General features: G+C 45.8%; 23 protein-coding genes, 1 pseudogene and 1 riboswitch. Of the genes and pseudogenes, 9 read left to right on the top strand and 15 right to left on the bottom strand.

From position 1 onward, the window contains the following. The first annotated feature begins 6 nt into the window (after positions 1–6). Entirely contained in the window at positions 7–672 is a 666-nt protein-coding gene (locus BC8716_RS13290; RefSeq protein ID WP_073304683.1) for an amino acid ABC transporter permease, read from the top strand. A gap of 127 nt (positions 673–799) precedes the next feature. Here BC8716_RS13290 and BC8716_RS13285 read toward each other — a convergent pair whose 3' ends face one another. Then, positions 800–1153 (bottom strand): HesB/IscA family protein, encoded by a 354-nt coding sequence (locus tag BC8716_RS13285; RefSeq protein ID WP_011247774.1) that lies wholly within the window; start codon positions 1151–1153, stop codon positions 800–802. 53 nt (positions 1154–1206) lie between these two features. Continuing rightward, a complete protein-coding gene (locus BC8716_RS13280) occupies positions 1207–1395 on the bottom strand; it encodes a Spo0E family sporulation regulatory protein-aspartic acid phosphatase (protein ID WP_051881153.1) in 189 nt (62 codons plus the stop codon). Between the two features lie 229 nt (positions 1396–1624). Here BC8716_RS13280 and mqnE point away from each other — a divergent pair, with 229 nt between their 5' ends. Further along, positions 1625–2719 carry an aminofutalosine synthase MqnE gene (gene mqnE, locus BC8716_RS13275; RefSeq protein WP_011247775.1) on the top strand — a complete coding sequence of 365 codons (1095 nt, stop codon included), beginning with the start codon at positions 1625–1627 and terminating at the stop codon, positions 2717–2719. A gap of 52 nt (positions 2720–2771) precedes the next feature. Here mqnE and dapF read toward each other — a convergent pair whose 3' ends face one another. The 3 genes from dapF to BC8716_RS13260 form a co-directional block, all read right to left on the bottom strand. Next, the gene (gene dapF / locus BC8716_RS13270; protein WP_011247776.1) at positions 2772–3620 is read right to left on the bottom strand and encodes a diaminopimelate epimerase; all 849 of its coding nucleotides are present in this window, start codon (positions 3618–3620) and stop codon (positions 2772–2774) included. 8 nt (positions 3621–3628) lie between these two features. Further along, positions 3629–3868, bottom strand: coding sequence for a hypothetical protein (locus BC8716_RS13265; RefSeq protein WP_011247777.1), 240 nt, complete (start codon positions 3866–3868; stop codon positions 3629–3631). A 67-nt stretch (positions 3869–3935) separates the two neighbouring features. After that, positions 3936–4172, bottom strand: coding sequence for a YuzB family protein (locus tag BC8716_RS13260; RefSeq protein WP_011247778.1), 237 nt, complete (start codon positions 4170–4172; stop codon positions 3936–3938). A 222-nt stretch (positions 4173–4394) separates the two neighbouring features. On the opposite strand from BC8716_RS13260, the pseudogene BC8716_RS23080 reads away from it, so the two are divergent. Together BC8716_RS23080 and BC8716_RS13255 are read left to right on the top strand one after the other, a co-directional pair. Then, a pseudogene (locus BC8716_RS23080) lies at positions 4395–4562 on the top strand (TetR/AcrR family transcriptional regulator); the annotation flags it as partial. A 399-nt stretch (positions 4563–4961) separates the two neighbouring features. After that, positions 4962–6029 carry an NAD(P)/FAD-dependent oxidoreductase gene (locus BC8716_RS13255; RefSeq protein ID WP_406550696.1) on the top strand — a complete coding sequence of 356 codons (1068 nt, stop codon included), beginning with the start codon at positions 4962–4964 and terminating at the stop codon, positions 6027–6029. Positions 6030–6079: 50 nt separating this feature from the next. Here BC8716_RS13255 and BC8716_RS13250 read toward each other — a convergent pair whose 3' ends face one another. Then, entirely contained in the window at positions 6080–6394 is a 315-nt protein-coding gene (locus BC8716_RS13250) for a YuzD family protein (protein ID WP_094426405.1), read from the bottom strand. 152 nt (positions 6395–6546) lie between these two features. Here BC8716_RS13250 and BC8716_RS13245 point away from each other — a divergent pair, with 152 nt between their 5' ends. Further along, on the top strand, positions 6547–6786 hold the full coding sequence (locus tag BC8716_RS13245) for a NifU family protein (RefSeq protein WP_011247781.1): 240 nt from the start codon (positions 6547–6549) through the stop codon (positions 6784–6786). 128 nt (positions 6787–6914) lie between these two features. On the opposite strand, the gene thrB is transcribed toward BC8716_RS13245, so the two are convergent. From thrB to yutH, 4 genes are all read right to left on the bottom strand, one after another. After that, on the bottom strand, positions 6915–7808 hold the full coding sequence (gene thrB, locus BC8716_RS13240; protein WP_094426403.1) for a homoserine kinase: 894 nt from the start codon (positions 7806–7808) through the stop codon (positions 6915–6917). Continuing rightward, positions 7808–8878 (bottom strand): threonine synthase, encoded by a 1071-nt coding sequence (gene thrC / locus BC8716_RS13235; RefSeq protein ID WP_094426401.1) that lies wholly within the window; start codon positions 8876–8878, stop codon positions 7808–7810. Before thrC ends, thrB begins: the two co-directional genes overlap by 1 nt. Further along, positions 8878–10179 carry a homoserine dehydrogenase gene (locus BC8716_RS13230; protein WP_011247784.1) on the bottom strand — a complete coding sequence of 434 codons (1302 nt, stop codon included), beginning with the start codon at positions 10177–10179 and terminating at the stop codon, positions 8878–8880. The genes thrC and BC8716_RS13230 overlap by 1 nt, the downstream gene beginning before the upstream one ends. A gap of 103 nt (positions 10180–10282) precedes the next feature. Beyond that, positions 10283–11323, bottom strand: a complete 1041-nt coding sequence (gene yutH / locus BC8716_RS13225) for a spore coat putative kinase YutH (protein ID WP_094426396.1) — start codon at positions 11321–11323, stop codon at positions 10283–10285. Positions 11324–11424: 101 nt separating this feature from the next. Between yutH and BC8716_RS13220 the strand changes: the two genes are divergently transcribed. Further along, the gene (locus BC8716_RS13220) at positions 11425–11913 is read left to right on the top strand and encodes a phosphatidylglycerophosphatase A family protein (RefSeq protein WP_011247786.1); all 489 of its coding nucleotides are present in this window, start codon (positions 11425–11427) and stop codon (positions 11911–11913) included. A gap of 105 nt (positions 11914–12018) precedes the next feature. Here BC8716_RS13220 and BC8716_RS13215 read toward each other — a convergent pair whose 3' ends face one another. Next, positions 12019–12771: a TIGR01457 family HAD-type hydrolase gene (locus BC8716_RS13215; RefSeq protein WP_094426394.1), complete on the bottom strand. Its 753-nt coding sequence runs from the start codon at positions 12769–12771 to the stop codon at positions 12019–12021. A 16-nt stretch (positions 12772–12787) separates the two neighbouring features. Next, positions 12788–13240: a DUF86 domain-containing protein gene (locus tag BC8716_RS13210; protein WP_094426392.1), complete on the bottom strand. Its 453-nt coding sequence runs from the start codon at positions 13238–13240 to the stop codon at positions 12788–12790. 69 nt (positions 13241–13309) lie between these two features. Between BC8716_RS13210 and BC8716_RS13205 the strand changes: the two genes are divergently transcribed. Further along, positions 13310–13564, top strand: a complete 255-nt coding sequence (locus BC8716_RS13205) for a hypothetical protein (protein WP_011247789.1) — start codon at positions 13310–13312, stop codon at positions 13562–13564. Between the two features lie 21 nt (positions 13565–13585). On the opposite strand, the gene BC8716_RS13200 is transcribed toward BC8716_RS13205, so the two are convergent. Beyond that, positions 13586–13870 (bottom strand): YutD family protein, encoded by a 285-nt coding sequence (locus tag BC8716_RS13200; protein ID WP_011247790.1) that lies wholly within the window; start codon positions 13868–13870, stop codon positions 13586–13588. Positions 13871–14006: 136 nt separating this feature from the next. On the opposite strand from BC8716_RS13200, the gene BC8716_RS13195 reads away from it, so the two are divergent. Next, complete coding sequence (locus BC8716_RS13195; protein ID WP_094426389.1) at positions 14007–14549, top strand: YhcN/YlaJ family sporulation lipoprotein; 543 nt, start codon at positions 14007–14009, stop codon at positions 14547–14549. 84 nt (positions 14550–14633) lie between these two features. Here the strand turns inward: BC8716_RS13195 and lipA are convergent, their stop codons facing one another. After that, positions 14634–15563: a lipoyl synthase gene (gene lipA, locus BC8716_RS13190; protein WP_094426387.1), complete on the bottom strand. Its 930-nt coding sequence runs from the start codon at positions 15561–15563 to the stop codon at positions 14634–14636. Between the two features lie 187 nt (positions 15564–15750). Between lipA and BC8716_RS13185 the strand changes: the two genes are divergently transcribed. Continuing rightward, positions 15751–16761 carry a M23 family metallopeptidase gene (locus tag BC8716_RS13185; protein WP_187427501.1) on the top strand — a complete coding sequence of 337 codons (1011 nt, stop codon included), beginning with the start codon at positions 15751–15753 and terminating at the stop codon, positions 16759–16761. A 53-nt stretch (positions 16762–16814) separates the two neighbouring features. On the opposite strand, the gene BC8716_RS13180 is transcribed toward BC8716_RS13185, so the two are convergent. Further along, complete coding sequence (locus BC8716_RS13180; RefSeq protein ID WP_094426384.1) at positions 16815–18449, bottom strand: Na+/H+ antiporter NhaC family protein; 1635 nt, start codon at positions 18447–18449, stop codon at positions 16815–16817. An 89-nt stretch (positions 18450–18538) separates the two neighbouring features. Next, positions 18539–18714, bottom strand: a riboswitch (Lysine riboswitch). Positions 18715–18771: the final 57 nt, after the last annotated feature.

The raw sequence follows: 18771 nt of genomic DNA, 5'->3' as shown, positions 1-18771 counted from the left end.
TGGCAGATGCGTTCATTTGATCTAAACCTTGCCATTGAATCCTTTCCGTTTATTTTAAAAGGCTTGCAATATACGCTTTTTGTGGCTGTAATTAGCATGGCCATTGCACTCGTGTTCGGGTTTATACTAGCGCTTGGACGTATGTCAAAACAAGCATATGTTCGCATACCGTGTATGCTGTTTATTTCTTTCAACCGTGGTGTGCCGATTTTGCTCTTATTGTTTTTACTATATGCCGCTTTGCCGGAATTTGGGTTTCAGCTAAGCGCAGTAGCTGCAGCTATTGTAGGCTTCAGCCTGAATACGTCGGCGTACGTCGCTGAAGTGAACCGCTCCGCCTTGGCTGCCGTTGACCGTGGACAACATGAAGCAGCCGCTTCCCTAGGGTTGTCAAAAGCAAAAGCCATGCAGCATATTATTTTGCCACAGGCGGTCCGTATTGCATTGCCGCCGCTTAGCAATATTTTTTTAAGCCTGGTTAAAATGACGTCAATCGCGTCCACGATTGCTTTACCTGAGCTCATGTACCAAGCTCGGATCGTCGGCGGCAGGGAATTTAATTATTTTACCGTTCTAGTCGTTGCTGCCTTGATTTATTGGGGTATTTGTTCACTGTTGTCTCTGTTGCAACGCTACTTAGAAAAACGGTTTAATCGTTATATTGAAACTTAAAAAGCGGGCGGCAGAGAGATTCTGCCGCCCGTTTAGACTGTACATATCGTTCTATTCAATCTTCCCAAACGTTTTTCAGTTTAAAGGAAGCCCCAGACAAACGCTCGTCTTTGCTGACAACGTTTTTTTAACAATCTTCCGGCGTTCCTGCATTGGCAGCTGTACGGAAAGATGCGCCGCAGCCGCAGTTGGCAATCGCATTTGGATTATCGAGTGTAAAGCCGCCGCCCATCATGTTTTGTTTATAGTCGATCACCAATCCTTTTACGATTGGCTCGCTTTCTTTGTCGATCAAGACGTCGATGCCATTTACATGGATTTTCGTATCTTCTTCGTCTTGCTCATTGTCGAAACCCATTGCGTAGGAAAGGCCCGAACAGCCGCCCCCTTTTACGCCAATCCGAAGCATGAGGGACGCATCGCCTTCCTCTTTTTTCATTGCTTCGATTTGGCTTGCAGCCGAATCCGTAAGAGTAATCATTCCACATGCCTCCCTTCTTTATTCTTACAGTATAGAGGGTTTTGTAAGAAGACTCAAGTTTTCGGAAACGAACGCTTCGATTCCATTTCTAACAAGTAATTATGAATTAAGTCAATTTCTTTGCTATATGTTAACACAATAGGATGTGACATGCCGTACTGCTTTGCTGCGATGAGCATTTTAGCCCTTAGGCTCTCTAGCCTTTCTAGACAAGCCTCATATGTTAAACGCAATACGACCACCCCACTATTATCACTATTCACCTTTTTGCATATTGCCTACATTTTACAGATTATCCCCTTGCCACGCAACGATAATCTTCCATTTGTTATTAGTTTGTAATGTTTTCTTTTGCGCTGGAGTTTGGTTCACGCTCCTTTCATTCTAAAAATGGTAGTAGTATAATAGGTTCGTACGGATTTGAAGGGAACACGATGTGAATGTGAATTGTTCCAAAAGGAGGAAATGAAGATGAGTGTACTACTTGCAGACACGAAGCTTCAAGAAGTGAAAGAGAAAGTGTTGCATGGCGAGCGCCTTTCGATAGAAGATGGCCTTGTTTTATATGAAACGCCTGATTTGCTCGGAGTTGCACAATTGGCTAATATCGTCAACGAGCGAAAAAACGGGCAAAACGTTTATTTCATCGAGAACCTTTATATCAACCCAACGAATGTGTGTGAAGCCAACTGCGGATTTTGCGGCTTTAAGCGCAAACCAGGCGAAGAAGGCGCTTATACAATGGATGAAGAAGCGCTATTAAAATATGTAGAAGATCGTTGGAACGACAACATCCGCGAATTTCATATCGTTGGCGGTCACAACAATGAAGTCGGTTTTGAGTATTATGTGAATACCGTAAAAACGTTGAAAAAGCACTACCCGCAAGTGACGATTAAAGCGTATACAGGGGCAGAGATTGAATTTTTCTCACGCCTTGCTGGCATTTCTATGAAAGAAGTAATCCAAACGCTCATGGATGCGGGGCTGGCCACTTTAACTGGAGGCGGTGCAGAAATTTTGACCGAGCGCTATCGTGCTATTATGAGCCCGGATAAAGCATCAACAGACCAATGGCTCGAAGCACACGAAACCGCTCACAACCTTGGCTTGCGCACTCATTCAACGATGCTTTACGGCTCAGTTGAAACGAAAGAAGAGCGCTTGATTCATATGCAACGCGTCCGCGACTTGCAAGACCGTACAAATGGTTTTATGGTTTTCATCCCTCTAGCGATGCAGCCGCGCAATGTAAAGGCAGGCTTAAACCGCCGTACGTCTGCATACGATGATATGCGTACGATTGCGGTCAGCCGCCTTATGCTCGACAATTTCCAGCATATAAAAGCGTACTGGATTAACATTGGCGTTCAATTGACGCAAATGGCGTTGACTTTTGGCTCCAGCGACATCCATGGCACATTAATAGAAGAACGGATTTCCCATTCTGTTGGCGCATTAACGTCTGCAGGCATCACGAGAAAAGAACTGATTCATATGATCAAAACAGCTGGCAAAACACCAATTGAACGCGACACTTTCTACAATGAAATAAAACGCTATTAACAGATTAAAAGCCTGTCCGCAAACGTGCGGAACAGGCTTTTTAAAGCATCCGTTAAAGAAAGACATTCCCTGTGCAAATATACTCTGCTGGCCCACGCATGAGCACATCGCCATTCTCTTGCCATACAATTGTCAGATCGCCGCCAAGCAAGTGGACCGTTACCGGTACCCCCTGTTTCGCATACCCATTTAACACACTGGCGACGACTGCAGCGCACGCCCCTGTGCCGCACGCTTGCGTAATGCCTGAACCTCGTTCCCATACACGAAAATGAAGTTCTGTTTCACTGACTACTTCTACCCACTCGGCGTTAACCCAATCTGGGAATGCAGAATGTTTTTCGATCACAGGGCCAAGCGACTCAACAGGCGCTTTTTCGATTTGCTCTACAAACATGACTGCATGAGGATTTCCCATCGAAACAGCCGTCACTTGAACTGTTTCGCCATTTGCCTCTAGCTTTTCGCCGACAACAGGCTTATCCCCTTCGCCGATCATTGGAATGGCCTGCCTTGTTAAACGCGGCTGTCCCATATTGATGGCGACTGCTCCAACACGCCCTTCCTCGTCTACCTCCACAGTAGCAAAAACAGGCCCGCCCAGCGTCTCAATCGAAAAGGCCTTTTCGTGAACCAACCCATGTTCGTAGCTATATTTGGCGACGCAACGCAACCCATTCCCGCAATTTTTCGCTTCCGATCCATCATTATTAAAAATACGCATTTTTATCGCACATGAAGTGGAAGGGCCAATCAATATCATCCCATCACTGCCAATCCCTCGGTTCGGATCAGCTAGCCAAACTGCTGTTTCAGCTAAGCGCTCTTCGGGTAAATGTTCCTTAAATAGATTGATGTAAATATAGCTGTTGCCGAGGCCGTGCATCTTTGTGAACTCCATTTTCTTCCTCACTTTCTTAACGGTTCGTCTGCCCAAAAATAATCGTCATCCGCTTCAACAATGGTCATCACTTTATGGCAACAAGGCATGACAAGGCGAACTTTAAATGACTCTTTTGCCTGTGCGACATCCTTTTCTTTCAGGGGAGTCAGCACGTGTTCCGTTTGGCAATAAGGGCATGTTTCAATATAAAAGTCTTTGCCTTGCTGCTCATAAGGCCATGTATGGCTAAATGGTAAAAAGGCCATTTTATCGCTCCTTTATCATCGAAAGGAGCTGCAACAAAGTAGGTGCAGCTTCCTTATCTAGCAGCACTTAAAACATAGGATTTTCTTCTAAATATTTATAAATATTGGAAACCAACTCTTCTGGGGTATCTCCAGCTATATACTCGCCGTTAACGAGAGCGAAATGGTCGAGCGCACATGTGCCGCAATGGTTGAGGCAACCGTATTCAATAATATCCAAATTCGGGTCTTTTTCTAGCTCTTCCATCGCATCATGTGATCCGCTTGCCAAGTTGCTCAAACAAAATTCGATAATCGGTCTCATGTGCGTCACCTCAACCGTTATGCTACTCTGTCTGTCCACTAAAGTCAATCATCCCTTTTTAAGACCCCCAGAACAGTGAAGCACTCATTCATTTTGTAACAAAACGTTCAAAAACGGTTGTCGGATCTCTCATCAATCGGTATAATCAAAACTGACCGAGGTCACTTTTTTCATATCCTTACAAATTGGGGGTGAACCCGCCACTGTTATTGGTGGACCATTATGGCCGTCCTCCAGAAAAAGAAAAAGACCCGTTTGGCCATTTTAAATGCGGCCGTGGCCCTTTTTCATCAAAAAGGGTTTCACTCTACAACGGTACAAGAAATTACCAATCATGCCCGTGTAGCAAAGGGGACATTTTTTAACCATTTCCCTACAAAAGAATCGATTTTGCATGCGCTTGCAGAAGAGCGGCTGCTCTTGTTGGCAAACAGCCAATCGATCGGCGCAGGCAGCCAGCCACTGCTGGCAAATATTCGGGCAAGCCTGCTTTACTTATTGGAAGACTACGATATTCACCCTACATTAACGGTGCTAATTTGGAAACATGCTGCCGAGCACGAAGATAGCCTGCTCACCCATTGGAAGCAGCTGCTAGAAGAAACAAAAGAAGAGTGGGTTGCTGGCGCCATCGACTACAGCTTACTCGCCCACATTATTAACAGCCATGTTGCTTATGGGTTGCATGCATTTCGCCATGAACCGACTTGCATCGGTCTTGTTGAAAAAATAATGACTCTTGTAGAGACAAGTTTTGGCACCATTTCAAAAAGAAGGAGACCTTTTTCCATGAAGAAACTCGTCGTATTAGGAGCAGGATATGGAGGTATGCGCTTGTTACAGCGTTTGTTGCCAAACGATTTGCCAAAGGACTGGGAAATCATCCTTGTCGATCAGCTCCCTTACCATTGTTTAAAAACAGAATACTATGCCCTAGCCGCCGGAACAGCATCGGACCACCATTTGCGTGTCTCTTTTCCCGAAGATGAGCGCTTGCGCATCAAATACGCAACCGTTACGGCCATCCATTTGCACGATTCAACCATTGATCTTGACAATGGCGAGTCGATTCCGTTTGACAAACTCGTTATCGGCCTCGGTTGCACAGACAATTACCACGGCGTGCCTGGAGCTGACCAGTATACGTATAGCATTCAAACGATGGGCGCCACAAGAAGAACTTATGAAGCGCTCAACAACGTTCGCCCTGAAGGGGTCGTCTCCATTGTTGGCGGTGGTTTAAGCGGTGTTGAGCTTGCTAGTGAACTGCGGGAAAGCCGGCCCGATTTAACGATTCGCCTATTTGACCGCGGCGATTACATTTTGTCAATGTTTCCGAAAAAATTAAGCACGTATGTACAAAACTGGTTTGTCGAACACGGAGTCGATGTCAGCAATAATTCCAACATTACAAAAGTCGAGCCTGGCGCGATTTACAACCATGACGAGCGCATCGAAACAGATGCAGTTATTTGGACGGCTGGCGTTCAGCCTGTTGATGTTGTCCGTGCCCTTGATGTGGAAAAAGACCGTTCTGGCCGGATTGTGTTGACTCCCCAACACTTTATACCAGATCATCCTGATGTTTTTGTTGTCGGCGACTGTGCAAGCCTGCCTCATGCTCCAAGCGCCCAGCTTGCCGAATCACAAGCAGAGCAAATTGTAACGATTTTAAAGCATCAATGGAAATGCGAGGAATTGCCTGAGACGTTACCGCGCATTAAATTAAAAGGTGTGCTCGGTTCACTCGGCAAAAAACACGGCTTTGGCATGATGGGTGAAAGACCCCTTACCGGCAGAGTGCCGCGGATTTTAAAAAGCGGCGTGCTGTGGATGTATAAATACCATTCTGGTTGATGTTTTTTAGGCACACTGTTTAACTAACAACAGTGTGCTTATTTTTAATACTAGGCGAGAAGCGCTTCCACTTTTTCAGCAATCATTTTTAAATTCGGGTTGCCTTCTGCAACTACTTCGCCATTTAAAACAACGAGCGGATAAAAATACTCTTCGTTTAAAATCGCCGCAGCTAAGCGCTGTTTTTCGTCCGATGATTGCGGTTCGTCAATGTCGACATAATGAAACGCAAGCGGCGCCTGCGGGAACTTCCGTATTAGCGCTGCTTCGAGCCATTCCTTTGTATCTAATGCACTAGGCAAATGAACGCAAGAAGCACATTTTTGTTTAGCACCATAAATCGTAAACATGATTGATTTAGCCATTTGTTCTCCCCCATTCTTTCTTTACAGCTTACATGAGCATCGGCAAATCTGGCAACGCCTGTATGATAAAAATCGAGAAAGATGGTAGCAATGCATGGATTTTTTTTAACGCGCCTATTATAATGGAGAATAAGCAGAAAGGAGTGGTTCGAATGGAAACAAGCACTGAGTTGATGGAGCAAGTCCAAGAAGTACTTGACAAGCTTCGTCCGTTTTTGCTTCGTGACGGCGGCGACGTTGAGCTGATTGACGTAGAAGATGGCGTCGTAAAAGTTCGCCTTCTAGGTGCATGCGGTTCATGCCCAAGTTCAACGATTACGTTGAAAGCTGGAATTGAACGTGCTCTTCTTGAAGAAGTACCAGGCATTACGGAGATTGAACAAGTTTTTTAATAGCTAAAAATCAACAGCAGCATCGTTTCCATGCTGCTGTTTTGCACACAAAAGCCGACCTCTTGGGTCGGCTTCTTTTACGTGTCCATATCGTTTGTCTAGCGCTCCTGTTAGCCAGAAGTAAAAAACTATGCTTGTGCAATCGACACGGCTGATCCTTGAACAGCTGGGCGCATGACTTCTGCACTGCAAGTAGGAAATTGCTTATGAAGGCGGCTTGCAAACCCCTCGCCTTTCCCTTCTTTTACTAAACAAAGAATAATAGGCCCTGCACCGCTAAGCGCTGCTCCGTATGCGTCCTCATCTGCCTGGGCATAAGCGCAAACGTCTGGCAAGTGAGGAATCAACTGCTGACGGTAAGGCTGGTGGAAGCGGTCTGCTAACATCATTTTACCTACAAGTTCCCAATCTTGCTTGACAAGGGCCGCTGCTAATACATTGGCGACTGAACTTGCCTGAACAGCTTCCTTGTACGTTAGCATATCCGGCAAAACTGAACGCGCTTTTTTCGTAGCCAATGTCTTCGGAGGAATGAGAGCAACAAGGTCGATGTTTGGCGCTTCAATATGCAGGATCTCCGTCGATTCTTCGCTGTGTGTGCCAATTACTAAGCCTCCATAAATCGAAGCAGCAACATTATCTGGATGGCCTTCCCACAAGGAAGCTAGACGAGCCTTTTCAGCTTTTGAAACGAATTGGTCACAAACAGACGCAGCCAATTCAATGCCAGCAACGATCGCTGCAGCACTGCTGCCGAATCCTTTTGAAAGAGGGATGTCGTTCTTCATGACAACTCGACACGGGGGCAAAACCTTGCCCCATTGTTTGCTCGCAAACGCAGCGGCTTTTGTCACTAAATTATCGGTACCTATATTCTCCAGGCCAGGGGAAGAACAAATAAACGACCACTTGCTTGCTTGTTCAACTTCCAAGTGCAAATAACGGTTTAAAGCAAGGCCAATGGAATCAAATCCGGGCCCTAAATTGGCTGTGCTGGCGGGAACAGTAATCGAAAAAGCCATTACTTTACCGCCGGCTTTGTGGCCATTAAATAATCGGCCAACGCTGTTTTTGAATCTTCAACCGTCGTTGTTTGCACATTGGAAAGATCTATAGCCGTTGTCGGGTCTTTTAAGCCATTGCCAGTCAGAACGGCAACGATTTTGGAGCCTTTTGCCACTTTGCCTGCTTGAATATGTTTTTTTAAGCCTGCCAACGATGCACATGAACCTGGTTCAGCAAATATGCCTTCTTTTTTTGCGATTTCCCGGTACGCATCAACAATTTCTTCGTCCGTCACCAAGTCGATTTCGCCTTTTGACTCGTTCGCAGCTTGTACAGCCAATTTCCAACTCGCAGGATTGCCGATGCGGATAGCAGTGGCAATCGTCTCTGGATGCTCAATAACATGTTGCTTCACAATCGCTGCCGCCCCTTCCGCTTCAAATCCATGCATACGCGGCCGGCCCGTTTGGTGCAACTCATCGTATTCTTTAAAGCCCATCCAATAAGCAGAGATGTTTCCGGCATTTCCGACAGGGATAGCCAATACATCTGGAGCAGCCCCGAGCGCATCACAAATTTCAAAGGCTGCTGTCTTTTGGCCGTGGAGCCTATATGGATTGACAGAGTTCACAAGGGCAATTGGCTCCGTTTCGCATAATTCTCTTACGAGTGCAAGAGCACGGTCAAAGTTCCCTTCAATTTCAATGATTTCAGCTCCGTACATCGCCGCCTGGGCTACTTTGCCAAGTGCCGTTTTGCCTTTTGGAATGACGACAATTGAACGAAGCCCCGCTCGTGCTCCGTAGGCGGAAGCTGCTGCGGACGTATTGCCTGTTGAGGCGCAAATAAGCGCCTGCGCCCCTTCTTCTTTCGCTTTTGCGACAGCAACAACCATTCCTCGGTCTTTAAACGAGCCAGTCGGGTTTGCGCCTTCATACTTCACATAAAGCTCTACGCCCCACTCCTCTGATAAATGCTCGAGTTTAATTAAAGGCGTATTGCCTTCGCCAAGCGTCAATGCCGGCGTGTTTTCCGTAATCGGCAAATACGAGCCGTATTCTTTTAAAAGTCCTGCCCAAGCAGCCATTATCCTTTTCCTCCCTCAACTCGGTACGAGCTTGCTATCGTTTTAACCACATCTAGCTGCTCAAGCTCTTCCATTAATTCCTTATATACAGCACGATTGGTCACATGGGTAATGATGACAATTTCCGCCATTTGTTCCTCTTCCAGTGGAAGTTGCAAGAGCTTTTCAAAGCTGACGTCGTATCTAGCAAATAACGACGTAATGCTTGAAAACGTGCCTGTTCGGTCTTCTACATGCAGGCGAATAAAAAACTGTGATTGCTTTTCCTGCTCTTCTTTAAACACCGCTTCGTATAATGGCTTCATGGCCGCATAGCCATTTACACGATGGCGCATATTTTTCATGACCGAAACGAGGTCGCTTACGACTGCGGTTGCAGTCGGCAACGAGCCAGCCCCAGGCCCGTAAAACATCGTTTCACCAACGGCTTCCCCGTGGACAAAGACAGCATTGTATTCATTTTGCACGCTAGCTAGTGGATGGTCAGATGGCAAAAGTGTTGGTTCAACACATACTTCCAACCGCCCCTCATCTCTTTTCGCAACGCCGATCAATTTCATAGTAAGCCCGAGTTGCTCGCAAAAATGCAAATCTTTGCCCGATACATTGGTGATCCCTTTCACGGCGACATCACTAAGCTGGACAGGCGCTGAAAAGCCGAGCGTCGCTAAAATCGCCATTTTTCTAGCAGCATCCAGCCCTTCTACGTCAGCAGTTGGATCTGCTTCAGCAAACCCCAGCTCTTGCGCTTCCTTGAGTACGTCTTCATAAGAGCGGTTTTCCTGGCTCATCTTCGTTAAAATATAGTTGGTCGTGCCATTGACAATTCCCATCATTTTTGTAATCCGGTCAGCCGACAATCCTTCGGTGATCGTCCGCAAAATCGGAATGCCTCCAGCCACGCTCGCTTCATAATAGACGTCCACCCCTTGCTCAGCCGCAAGCGCGAGCAGCGAAGCACCCCATTCAGCCATGAGGTCTTTATTGGCCGTAACAATATGCTTTTTCTGGCGAATTGCTTTTTCAAGCAGTTGCTTCGTCTCGCTTACTCCGCCCATGACTTCAATGACAACATCCAAATCCGGGTCGTCAAGAATGTCCTCTGGGTTTGTTGTCAATTCGACACCGTTTACTTCAGACCCTCGCACTTTATCTATTTGTTTGACGAGTGCTTTTTTTATCGCGACTGGCCTTCCGGCTTGGTGCGCCAATTCATTTTGATGCCGTTCCACAATCGACACTACGCCAGTGCCAACCGTTCCTAAGCCTAAAAGGCCAACTTGAATCGCTCTCTCCCCCACACTAACACTCCCCACTGTACTTATATAAAATACATGTGTTTTCTTATAATGGACATTATAAAAGGAATTGCCTGCGAATTCAAGCATTACTTTAGGCAACGCTCTATAAAGTCTGGCCTTTTAACCAATCAAGCAACGGCATTTGCGGGTAACGGCTTAGTTTTGCCTCATCTGCCAATTCACCGAGAAAATCAGCATTGCTTGTTTCCCGATCAAGCAACTGTTGGAATTGCTTTCCATACTCACGTTGTTCATGGGGAAGCTGTGCTTGGTAATAGTTTTCAATCACTTCAAAATAATGCAGTGGGAAAATCAAACGCGCATACATCATTTGCCACGTATAGGGAGTAAGCACTTGCCACTCTTCATACCCCCCACAAAATGAAGCGATTCGCTCCCAGTTCTGCCTAGATTCCTCCAGTGGACGGTTCTCGCGGATCCACTCTGCTAAATCTCGTGCTGGGTGGTCATATAAAAAGGCAGTAGGCGGTTTGACAATGTGGCCCCGTTCAGACATATAAAGCCAACTCGTCTCTCCAAAACGACGATGGCAAATCGTCGGTTCGTCATGCAGCTCCTTTTTAACATCTAATTGAGTATCAACAGCAAATTGAATCGCATTTTCCGTCATTCCCATAAAATAAGGGTATGTGCAGAGAAATGCTTCATCGGTTGTCGTCTGAGGTCCTTGATTAACGATCACTTGGTACCAATCTTCAAGCTGCTCCAATCTTGTCGCCCATAGCTCTTGCCATGGTGTAAAACTAGCCTTTTTCCAATGTTGACGCCCTTGTTGACCACGCTTATGCCATGTATAAAGCTGCTCCCCTAAATCCCAATCCGATTGAATCCGGACGCCGCGAAATTCATTGAATGCGGGGACTTTAAACACGTATGACTCAACGCCATCAATTAAGGCGGAAGACTGGTTGACGCGACTTGGTACAAGTTCCAGGACAGACTCATCGCCTGCTTGGCGCATAAAGTCGCAAAACGCCATCATCTCCACTTCCTCGGCCATGCATTCATCCTTTGGCAAAATGATATAGGCTTGGTTATTTGCTCTGAAACCTTCATACGGCCCAACAGTAAAACGCTCGTCACAGTAAAGCTTATACTGGTCATACAAATTCCGTTCCAGCAATGTAGTTCCCTCCTTGCTCCAATCCCTTTAGTCTATGAGCCCATCGCATAAAATGTGTGCTTGCACGTAGACTATAAAAAGAAGGTTAAGGGAGGAACATAATGGGAAAAGACGCGGTGGCAGAAAAGGCAAAAGAATGGTTGCAAGATCGCGGAGTCAGTTTGCATGACATCGCCGTTCTCGTGTACTTTCTGCAAGAAAAATACCATCCTGGCTTATCACTAGCGCTATGCTTAGAAAATGTTGAACGTGTTCTTTCCAAACGGGAAGTCCAAAATGCAGTGTTAACGGGGATTCAACTAGATTTGCTAACTGAAAAGAAATGCTTAGAATCGCCTTTGCAAGAAATTTTAGCACGGGATGAAGGGCTTTATGGCGTAGATGAAATTATTGCATTGTCAATCGTCAACGTCTACGGCTCCATCGGGCTCACAAATTATGGTTATATTGATAAACAAAAGCCAGGGATATTAAAGAAACTAAACGATAAATCGACAGGCGCTTGCCATACATTTCTCGATGATATTGTCGGCGCGATTGCTGCCGCCGCCTCGAGCAGGCTCGCCCACAGAAAAGCGAATACAGAATAAGCCAGCCACAATGATCGTGGCTGGCTTAGCTGAGAGGCAATTACCGTAAAACAAACGAAACACACAGCACCACTTACAATAACAATGAGATCAGCAAAGCTCCCTTTACATTGGCCAATCTGCTAAAGAAGGGATGCTATATGTCGGTTGAATTTTATACGCAGATAAATCGGTTGTGATCCCCGTTTGTACATGGATCGTGTCAATGCCAGCATGAATACCAGCGAGCAAGTCTGTATCATAATTGTCGCCGACAAAAACAGTGTGACGCGGGTCAAGCTTTAACTGTTTGATGGCAGCTTCAACAATCGCAGCTCCTGGCTTGCCAATGACAATCGGTTCTGTTTTTGTTGCGTACGCCACCGCTGCTACAAGGGCGCCGTTTCCGACAACAAGCCCTGACTCGGTTGTAATCATCGCATCTGGATTTGTCGCAATCAAGTCCGCTCCATTTGCCACAAAGCGGGCTGCCTTGCTCAGTTTTTCATGGGTAATCGCCCGATCTAGCCCAATGACAACAGCATCAGGCTTGTCTTCTGTCTGCGCAAATGCTGCCAATGCTTCAAACAGCCCTTCTTCGCCAATAATATAAAGCGCGGAATGGGGCATTTTTGCTTGTAAATAAGAGGCTGTCGCTACGCTAGAAGTCATAATTTGCCAAGGCTCGGCTGAGATGCCCATTCCATTTAATCGTTTGGCAACTTGTTTGGGGCTTCTCGTTGAATTGTTCGTAACAAAGCCATAAGGAATATGGCATTTGGCTAATTGATTGATAAAATTGACTGCGTCTACGATTGGCTCACTGCCATGATACACAGTCCCATCTAAATCAAATAAGTAACTTTTATAGGCTTTCATTATCCACCTCTATGCATCAACGATTGTCTTTATCTGGAAGAAATGCGGTAATGACGCCAAGTTCATTTTTTAAATATTGGCGGACAGCAGGCGGGAAAGCCTCCAAACTTGGTTGGCTTTCCTGGAGCCAGCTCCGTACGTCGTTCGCCTTAAGGCTTGCATATTGATAGACAAGCGCTTTACGGCGGCGAATCAACTGTTTTAATCCTGCTGCCGTTTCGTCTATAATGACTTTTTCATCAAGCAAGATGTCGATAATATCTTCGTACCCCCCTGGATCACGCATAATAAAGGCGTCAATCATCTGGTTGCCGACGTCAATAACTGCTTCAATCAGCACAGAGGCGGTTCGTTCTAATGCGAGGCGGTCCTTATCACTCGTACCAAACGCCTCTTCCTTCATCATTTTTAATAAATGTTCCATATAATCAAGCGTTTGTTCGATCCGCTGCCTGTCAACAAAATACATGGATACCTACTCCTTTTCCCAGCTATTGTTTGCCACTTTTCGGGCAGACTAAGCATGGAGGTGAATCAGTTGGCAAAAAGGAAAGCCCGACAAGCGTATGACGAATTCACGAATGTCGAAGCAATGCACCTTTATATTATTCCGGAAGAATTGCCTGAAGGGCCTTACGGGGCACCAGTCGGAAAAGAAGAACCGGTCGTGAATAAAACAACCGAATGGAAAGAAGGCCAGCGCACTTATAGTGCTTTTAATTATGTAAACAAAGACCTTCATGCAGGCTTACCCCGGAAGTATCCAAATCACCATCCACCACACGACAAATAAAACGGAGCTGCGCTCCGTTTTTTACATAGCTTGTTTCCTTACTTTTCGCAAGACAAAATAAGCGCAACCAAAATTGCAGTATTCGTAAAGATAGTCGGGTAACGTGCTAATTTTTTTATCGAATGTTGATTTTTTGTTTTTGTCATCAAAAAAGCCGCGCAACCGCAGTTGGTTGTAGCCCCAATCGCCGACGATGTAATCATATTTGTTCAGTACATCGCTGTACCGCGCTTTGAATGCCTCCTCATTCCAACCATTGCGCTCGTTTTCGAGGACTTCATATTCAATGCCTGAAATCGTCACCATCGTACGCACCTCAAATCGGATTGGTCTGCTGTTATTTTACCATAGGAACAAAAGACATGCTTGTCTTTAGCCATATTTTGTTACAGTTAGCTTTTCTTAAAAGTGCGCATGCTATGAATGAAAGGAGCTGGTTCTTATGAAGAATCACTTTGTGCCTGCTGTGGCAAGCCTCCTATTGCTGTGCGCTTGCACAGGCAACAATGCTGGTCTCGATGATAATGGACAACGCATGCAAACATTGGACAATGATACACTTATGGCGGAAACAGGCAGAGATTTTGGTTATGGGTTTTCCCGCTATACCGAAAACGAAGTAGGACGGGCAAACCACACCGTTGGCGCCTTAACAGTTGATAGAGGGATGCTTGCCGATGTGGTCACCCGGTTAGTGCTTAGCCTCGAGCAAATTGAAGAAGCCGCAACGCTTGTCACTGACAAATATGCGCTCGTTGTGTATGAAGATCGAGCACAGCAAATGACAGAAGAGGAAGTAGCCGAACAAGTTAAACGGGCGGCATCGGCTTCACTGCCGCGCTTTTATGAGGTATACGTGGCAAACGACCGTACTCGCATAAGAGATATTGAGCGTTTTGCTTCACTGCCGTCTGGCAATGGCTATCAACATCTTTTGCAAGATACAATCGAAACATTTAAACAATACCCACAGGGCAATCAGTAAAGAACGATTATGCGTCTTGCATAATCGTTCCACACTGTAGCCAAACGCTCGCATCTTTCATTGCTCGTCTTGGCTATTAAGTGTTTATACGCGCTGTTGCTCCCCTTGTGCTTTTCTTGCTTCCATGTTGACTTGCGCTTGGTTCACTTGTTCGTCTGCATGGTATGACGAACGGACAAGCGGTCCTGCTTCACAATGGCTAAAGCCTTTTTGCATAGCGATTTCCTTTAACTCGGCAAATTCGTCTGGATGGTAATACTTAATCACTTTTAAATGTTTCTTTGTTGGTTGTAAATATTGGCCAATCGTCAAAATGTCAACATTATTAGCCCGCAAATCATCCATTGTTTCCAAAATTTCTTCCTTCGTTTCCCCTAGGCCTACCATTAGGCTCGATTTAGTCGGAATATCAGGATGCATTTCTTTTGCTCTCCGCAAAAACTCGAGTGTACGGTCATATTTTGCTCTCGCTCTGACTTTTGGTGTTAGCCTTCTTACGGTTTCAATATTGTGATTCATTATATTCGGGCGCGCATCCATTAATGTTTGCAAGCTTGATTCATTGCCAAGCATGTCAGAAGGCAAAACTTCAATCGTGCAAAACGGGTTTTTCCGGCGTACTGCCCGTACCGTTTCGGCAAACACTGCGGCGCCGCCGTCTTTTAAATCGTCACGGGCAACGGCAGTAATGACGACGTGTTTTAACCCCATTGTCTCCACCGATTCTGCCACGCGCTCTGGCTCTTGCAAATCAAGTTCCGTCGGCAACCCTGTCTTGACTGCACAAAAACGACAACCTCGTGTACAAATATCGCCAAGGATCATAAAAGTGGCCGTTTTTCGAACCGCCCAACATTCATGGATGTTCGGGCAGCGTGCTTCTTCACATACAGTATGTAGTTTTTTCTCGCGCATCATTTTTTTCAAGCCTGTATAAGACTCGTTCGTATTCAGCTTGATTTTTAGCCAGTCAGGTTTGCGCACATGTTGCTCTTTTTCATCTTTTTCTGGCATTGTCACTCCCACCCTTCTGCAAATAACCGATCTCTTCTATTATCGTACCATGAATTCTATATCGAACCAACAAGGGAAACGGAATTATTCCAAGCTGCAACTGGTAAAGATTCTCTGTCATCATTTCGTCCAATTGGCCGAAAACTATACAAAACCCTATAGAAAGGAGCTGGCACAATTGTCTTATTTGCGACACCGTGTATGGCTATGTTTCCTTATTGTTCTTCTTAGTTTTTCTAGTTTTTGGCCAGACACAGCTGCAAGTGCGCAAAAGCAGACAGATCCAAACTTATATTCAGAAAGGCTTGCTTTGTATAAAAAAATGGAAGTTCTTACAAGCGTCCCTTGGCACTATTTAGCAGCTGTCGACTCCTACGAACGGGGTTTACGGAAAGCATTAAGGGACCGCGAACAAGCAAAAGGCCTTGTGTCCATTTATTATCCAAAAGAAGAATGGGTTGGCGCACTGAATCCAAACATAAACGATAATGATCCGACGACGATTAGCTTATTTGAAGGAATCGGCCTTGATGGAAATGGTGATGGGAAAGCAAACATCGAGGATGATGAAGACGTCCTATATACATTTGCTCGCTATTTAGAGTCTCACGGTTACTCTGACGAGGATTTCCGTATTGCCCTTTGGCATTTTTACCAACGTGAACAAAGCGTTAATATTGTAAGTGGCCATGCAAAAGTATACGAAACGTTTCAAACGCTCGACTTACATCAGCATGCCTTTGTCATGCCCCTTCATCATAATTATAGCTACCGCAGTACGTGGGGCGATAAGCGGGGCTGGGGCGGTAGGCGCATTCATGAAGGAACCGATATTTTTGCCAATTACAATGTCCCGATCCAATCTTCTTCATATGGCATTGTTGAAACGATAGGTTGGAACCCTTACGGCGGATGGCGTGTAGGCATACGCGACCTCGACAATATTTATCATTATTACGCCCATTTAAATGGCTATGAAAAAGGATTGGAGAAAGGATCGATTGTAAAGGCAGGACAAGTCATCGGTTATTGCGGCAGCTCAGGCTACGGCAAACCAGGAACACAAGGAAAATTCCCGCCTCATCTTCATTACGGAATGTACAGAGACAATGGCATCACCGAATGGTCATTTGACCCATTTCCTTCATTAAAACAATGGGAGCGTGCTGCTAAAATAGCGAAAAAAAACAGTTCGTAAATCAATAAGCCTGCCAGGCTCTCGCGTTCGTCGAAATCCTGGCAGGCTGTTTATTATGATTGGGTTGCTTGCTTACCGGAAGCTTGTTTGTTTAGCGCTTGAAGGGCCAACACCGTGACAGCGAGGAGCGCACCAGCAGCAATCCAAGCAAAAATCGGGCCGAAAAAGCCAAGGACGAGAAAAGCAACACCAGCGATTATAGCCGTTAACACCGCATAAGGCAACTGCGTCAGCACATGATCCATGTGGTGAGCGCCAGAACCAGCTGCCGACAAAACGGTTGTATCGGAAATCGGCGAGATGTGGTCGCCAAAAATCGAACCAGCTAAAACAGCTGCAAACATTGGAATCGCCATCGACGGCTCGATCAGTGCCGCCATTTGCCCGGCAATTGGCAGCAAAATGCCAAACGTTCCCCACGATGTACCTGTCGCAAGCCCCGAAAAACAAGCAATCAAAAATAGCATGACAGGCAAAAAGCCAGGGTTGACGGAATCACTCACTAGCGATGCCAAAAACGCGCCTGTGCCTAGGCGATTAATCATGTCAATCGTCGTCCAGGCAAGCACTAGAATGTAAATCGCTGGCATCATCGCCGTCACGCCGGCTTTTAAGGCTCTTCCGAAGTCTGGCAAATTTGGCTTAGATGCTAACGTTGTTGCAACAGCAACGATAAAGCCAATGCAACTGCCAAGAAGCAACGAAAAGCCGATATCCGTGTACTCAAGCATATTGAGTAGTGTCGCCGGCAACCCTTCCGCAGCGGCTGCCGTCGCGCCAGTATAAAACAAAAGCGAAGTGGTCGCAACAACAAGGGCAATGATCGGCAAAAATAGCTGGTAAACGCGGCCATTAGTCATGACGAGCGCTTCATCTAAATCGCCAGGCACATCTCCTTTTGCAGGGTCCGTCAATTCGCCAGTGGCTTTTGCCCGGTCTTCATGGCGTTTCATCAGGCCAATGTCGATGTTAAATAAAATAATTAGAACGATAAACAATAACGAAATTAATGCATAAAAATTAATCGGTACTGTGTATAAAAACGCTTGGAATGCACCGAATTCGTCTAACTGGTTAGCTGTTAAAACAGTCGCCAACGTCCCGATAATAAAAGCACCCCAGCTAGATAAAGGCATGATGACACAAATGGGCGCTGACGTTGAATCAACAATGTAAGCAAGCTTCGCCCGTGAAACACGATATCGGTCTGTTAACGGTCGGCTCATATTGCCGACAGTTAGAGCGTTAAAATAATCATCAATAAAAATCACAAACCCTAACACAAACGGCAAAAACAACGACGACTTTCTTGTCTTAATCCGTCTAGACGCCCAGCGGCTGAATGCTTGTCCCCCACCGGAAAACGTAATTAAGCTCGCGACCATGCCAACCAGCATTAGGAATAAAACGATATACAATTCCCAATCATTTAATGCAAATCCTGCATCCGTAATGGCTTGCACAACACCGGAAAATGTAGGCGAATCGACTGCTTCAAAGGAAAACAACAATCCGGCAATTGTTTGGAATATGCCAGCCAATGCTTGCCCTATATGTTGGTCAAACACCATAAAGGCACCGACCAAAATTGCAATCCCGAGAGAGATTAACACTTTTCGTGTCAATATCACGAGCGTTAATGCCAGAATCGGCGGCAATAGCGACCACCATCCAAATGCATGTTCCAAAAAAACCTCTCCTTTAACGTGGCTGTTTGCTCTATAAAAAAAGACAATGATGGAGATTTCCATCATTGTCCCGTACAATAAACAGTCCCATCCATAGTAGTTCTCCACAGTTCCCTGTGACAGTCCGACACTTCTTCAATGCCGGCCCAGCTAAAAAGCAGCAGGCCCTGCTTTTTGCTTCGGCAAAAACCCCTTTCCCTTTTCTTCAAAGCGGGCCTTCGCTCAAAAAAGGTACTGATGGTGTGTTTGCGCCTCTACCCCATCTGGCAGATGAGGTGTTCCTATTCAATTCTGTATCAGTTTATCACATATTTTTATGCCA

The sequence above is a fragment of the Shouchella clausii genome, from assembly GCF_002250115.1.
Taxonomy (GTDB): Bacteria; Bacillota; Bacilli; order Bacillales; family Bacillaceae_D; genus Shouchella; species Shouchella clausii.
Note: the sequence above shows the minus strand (reverse complement) of the source record. Positions and strands in the feature narration are given on the sequence as shown.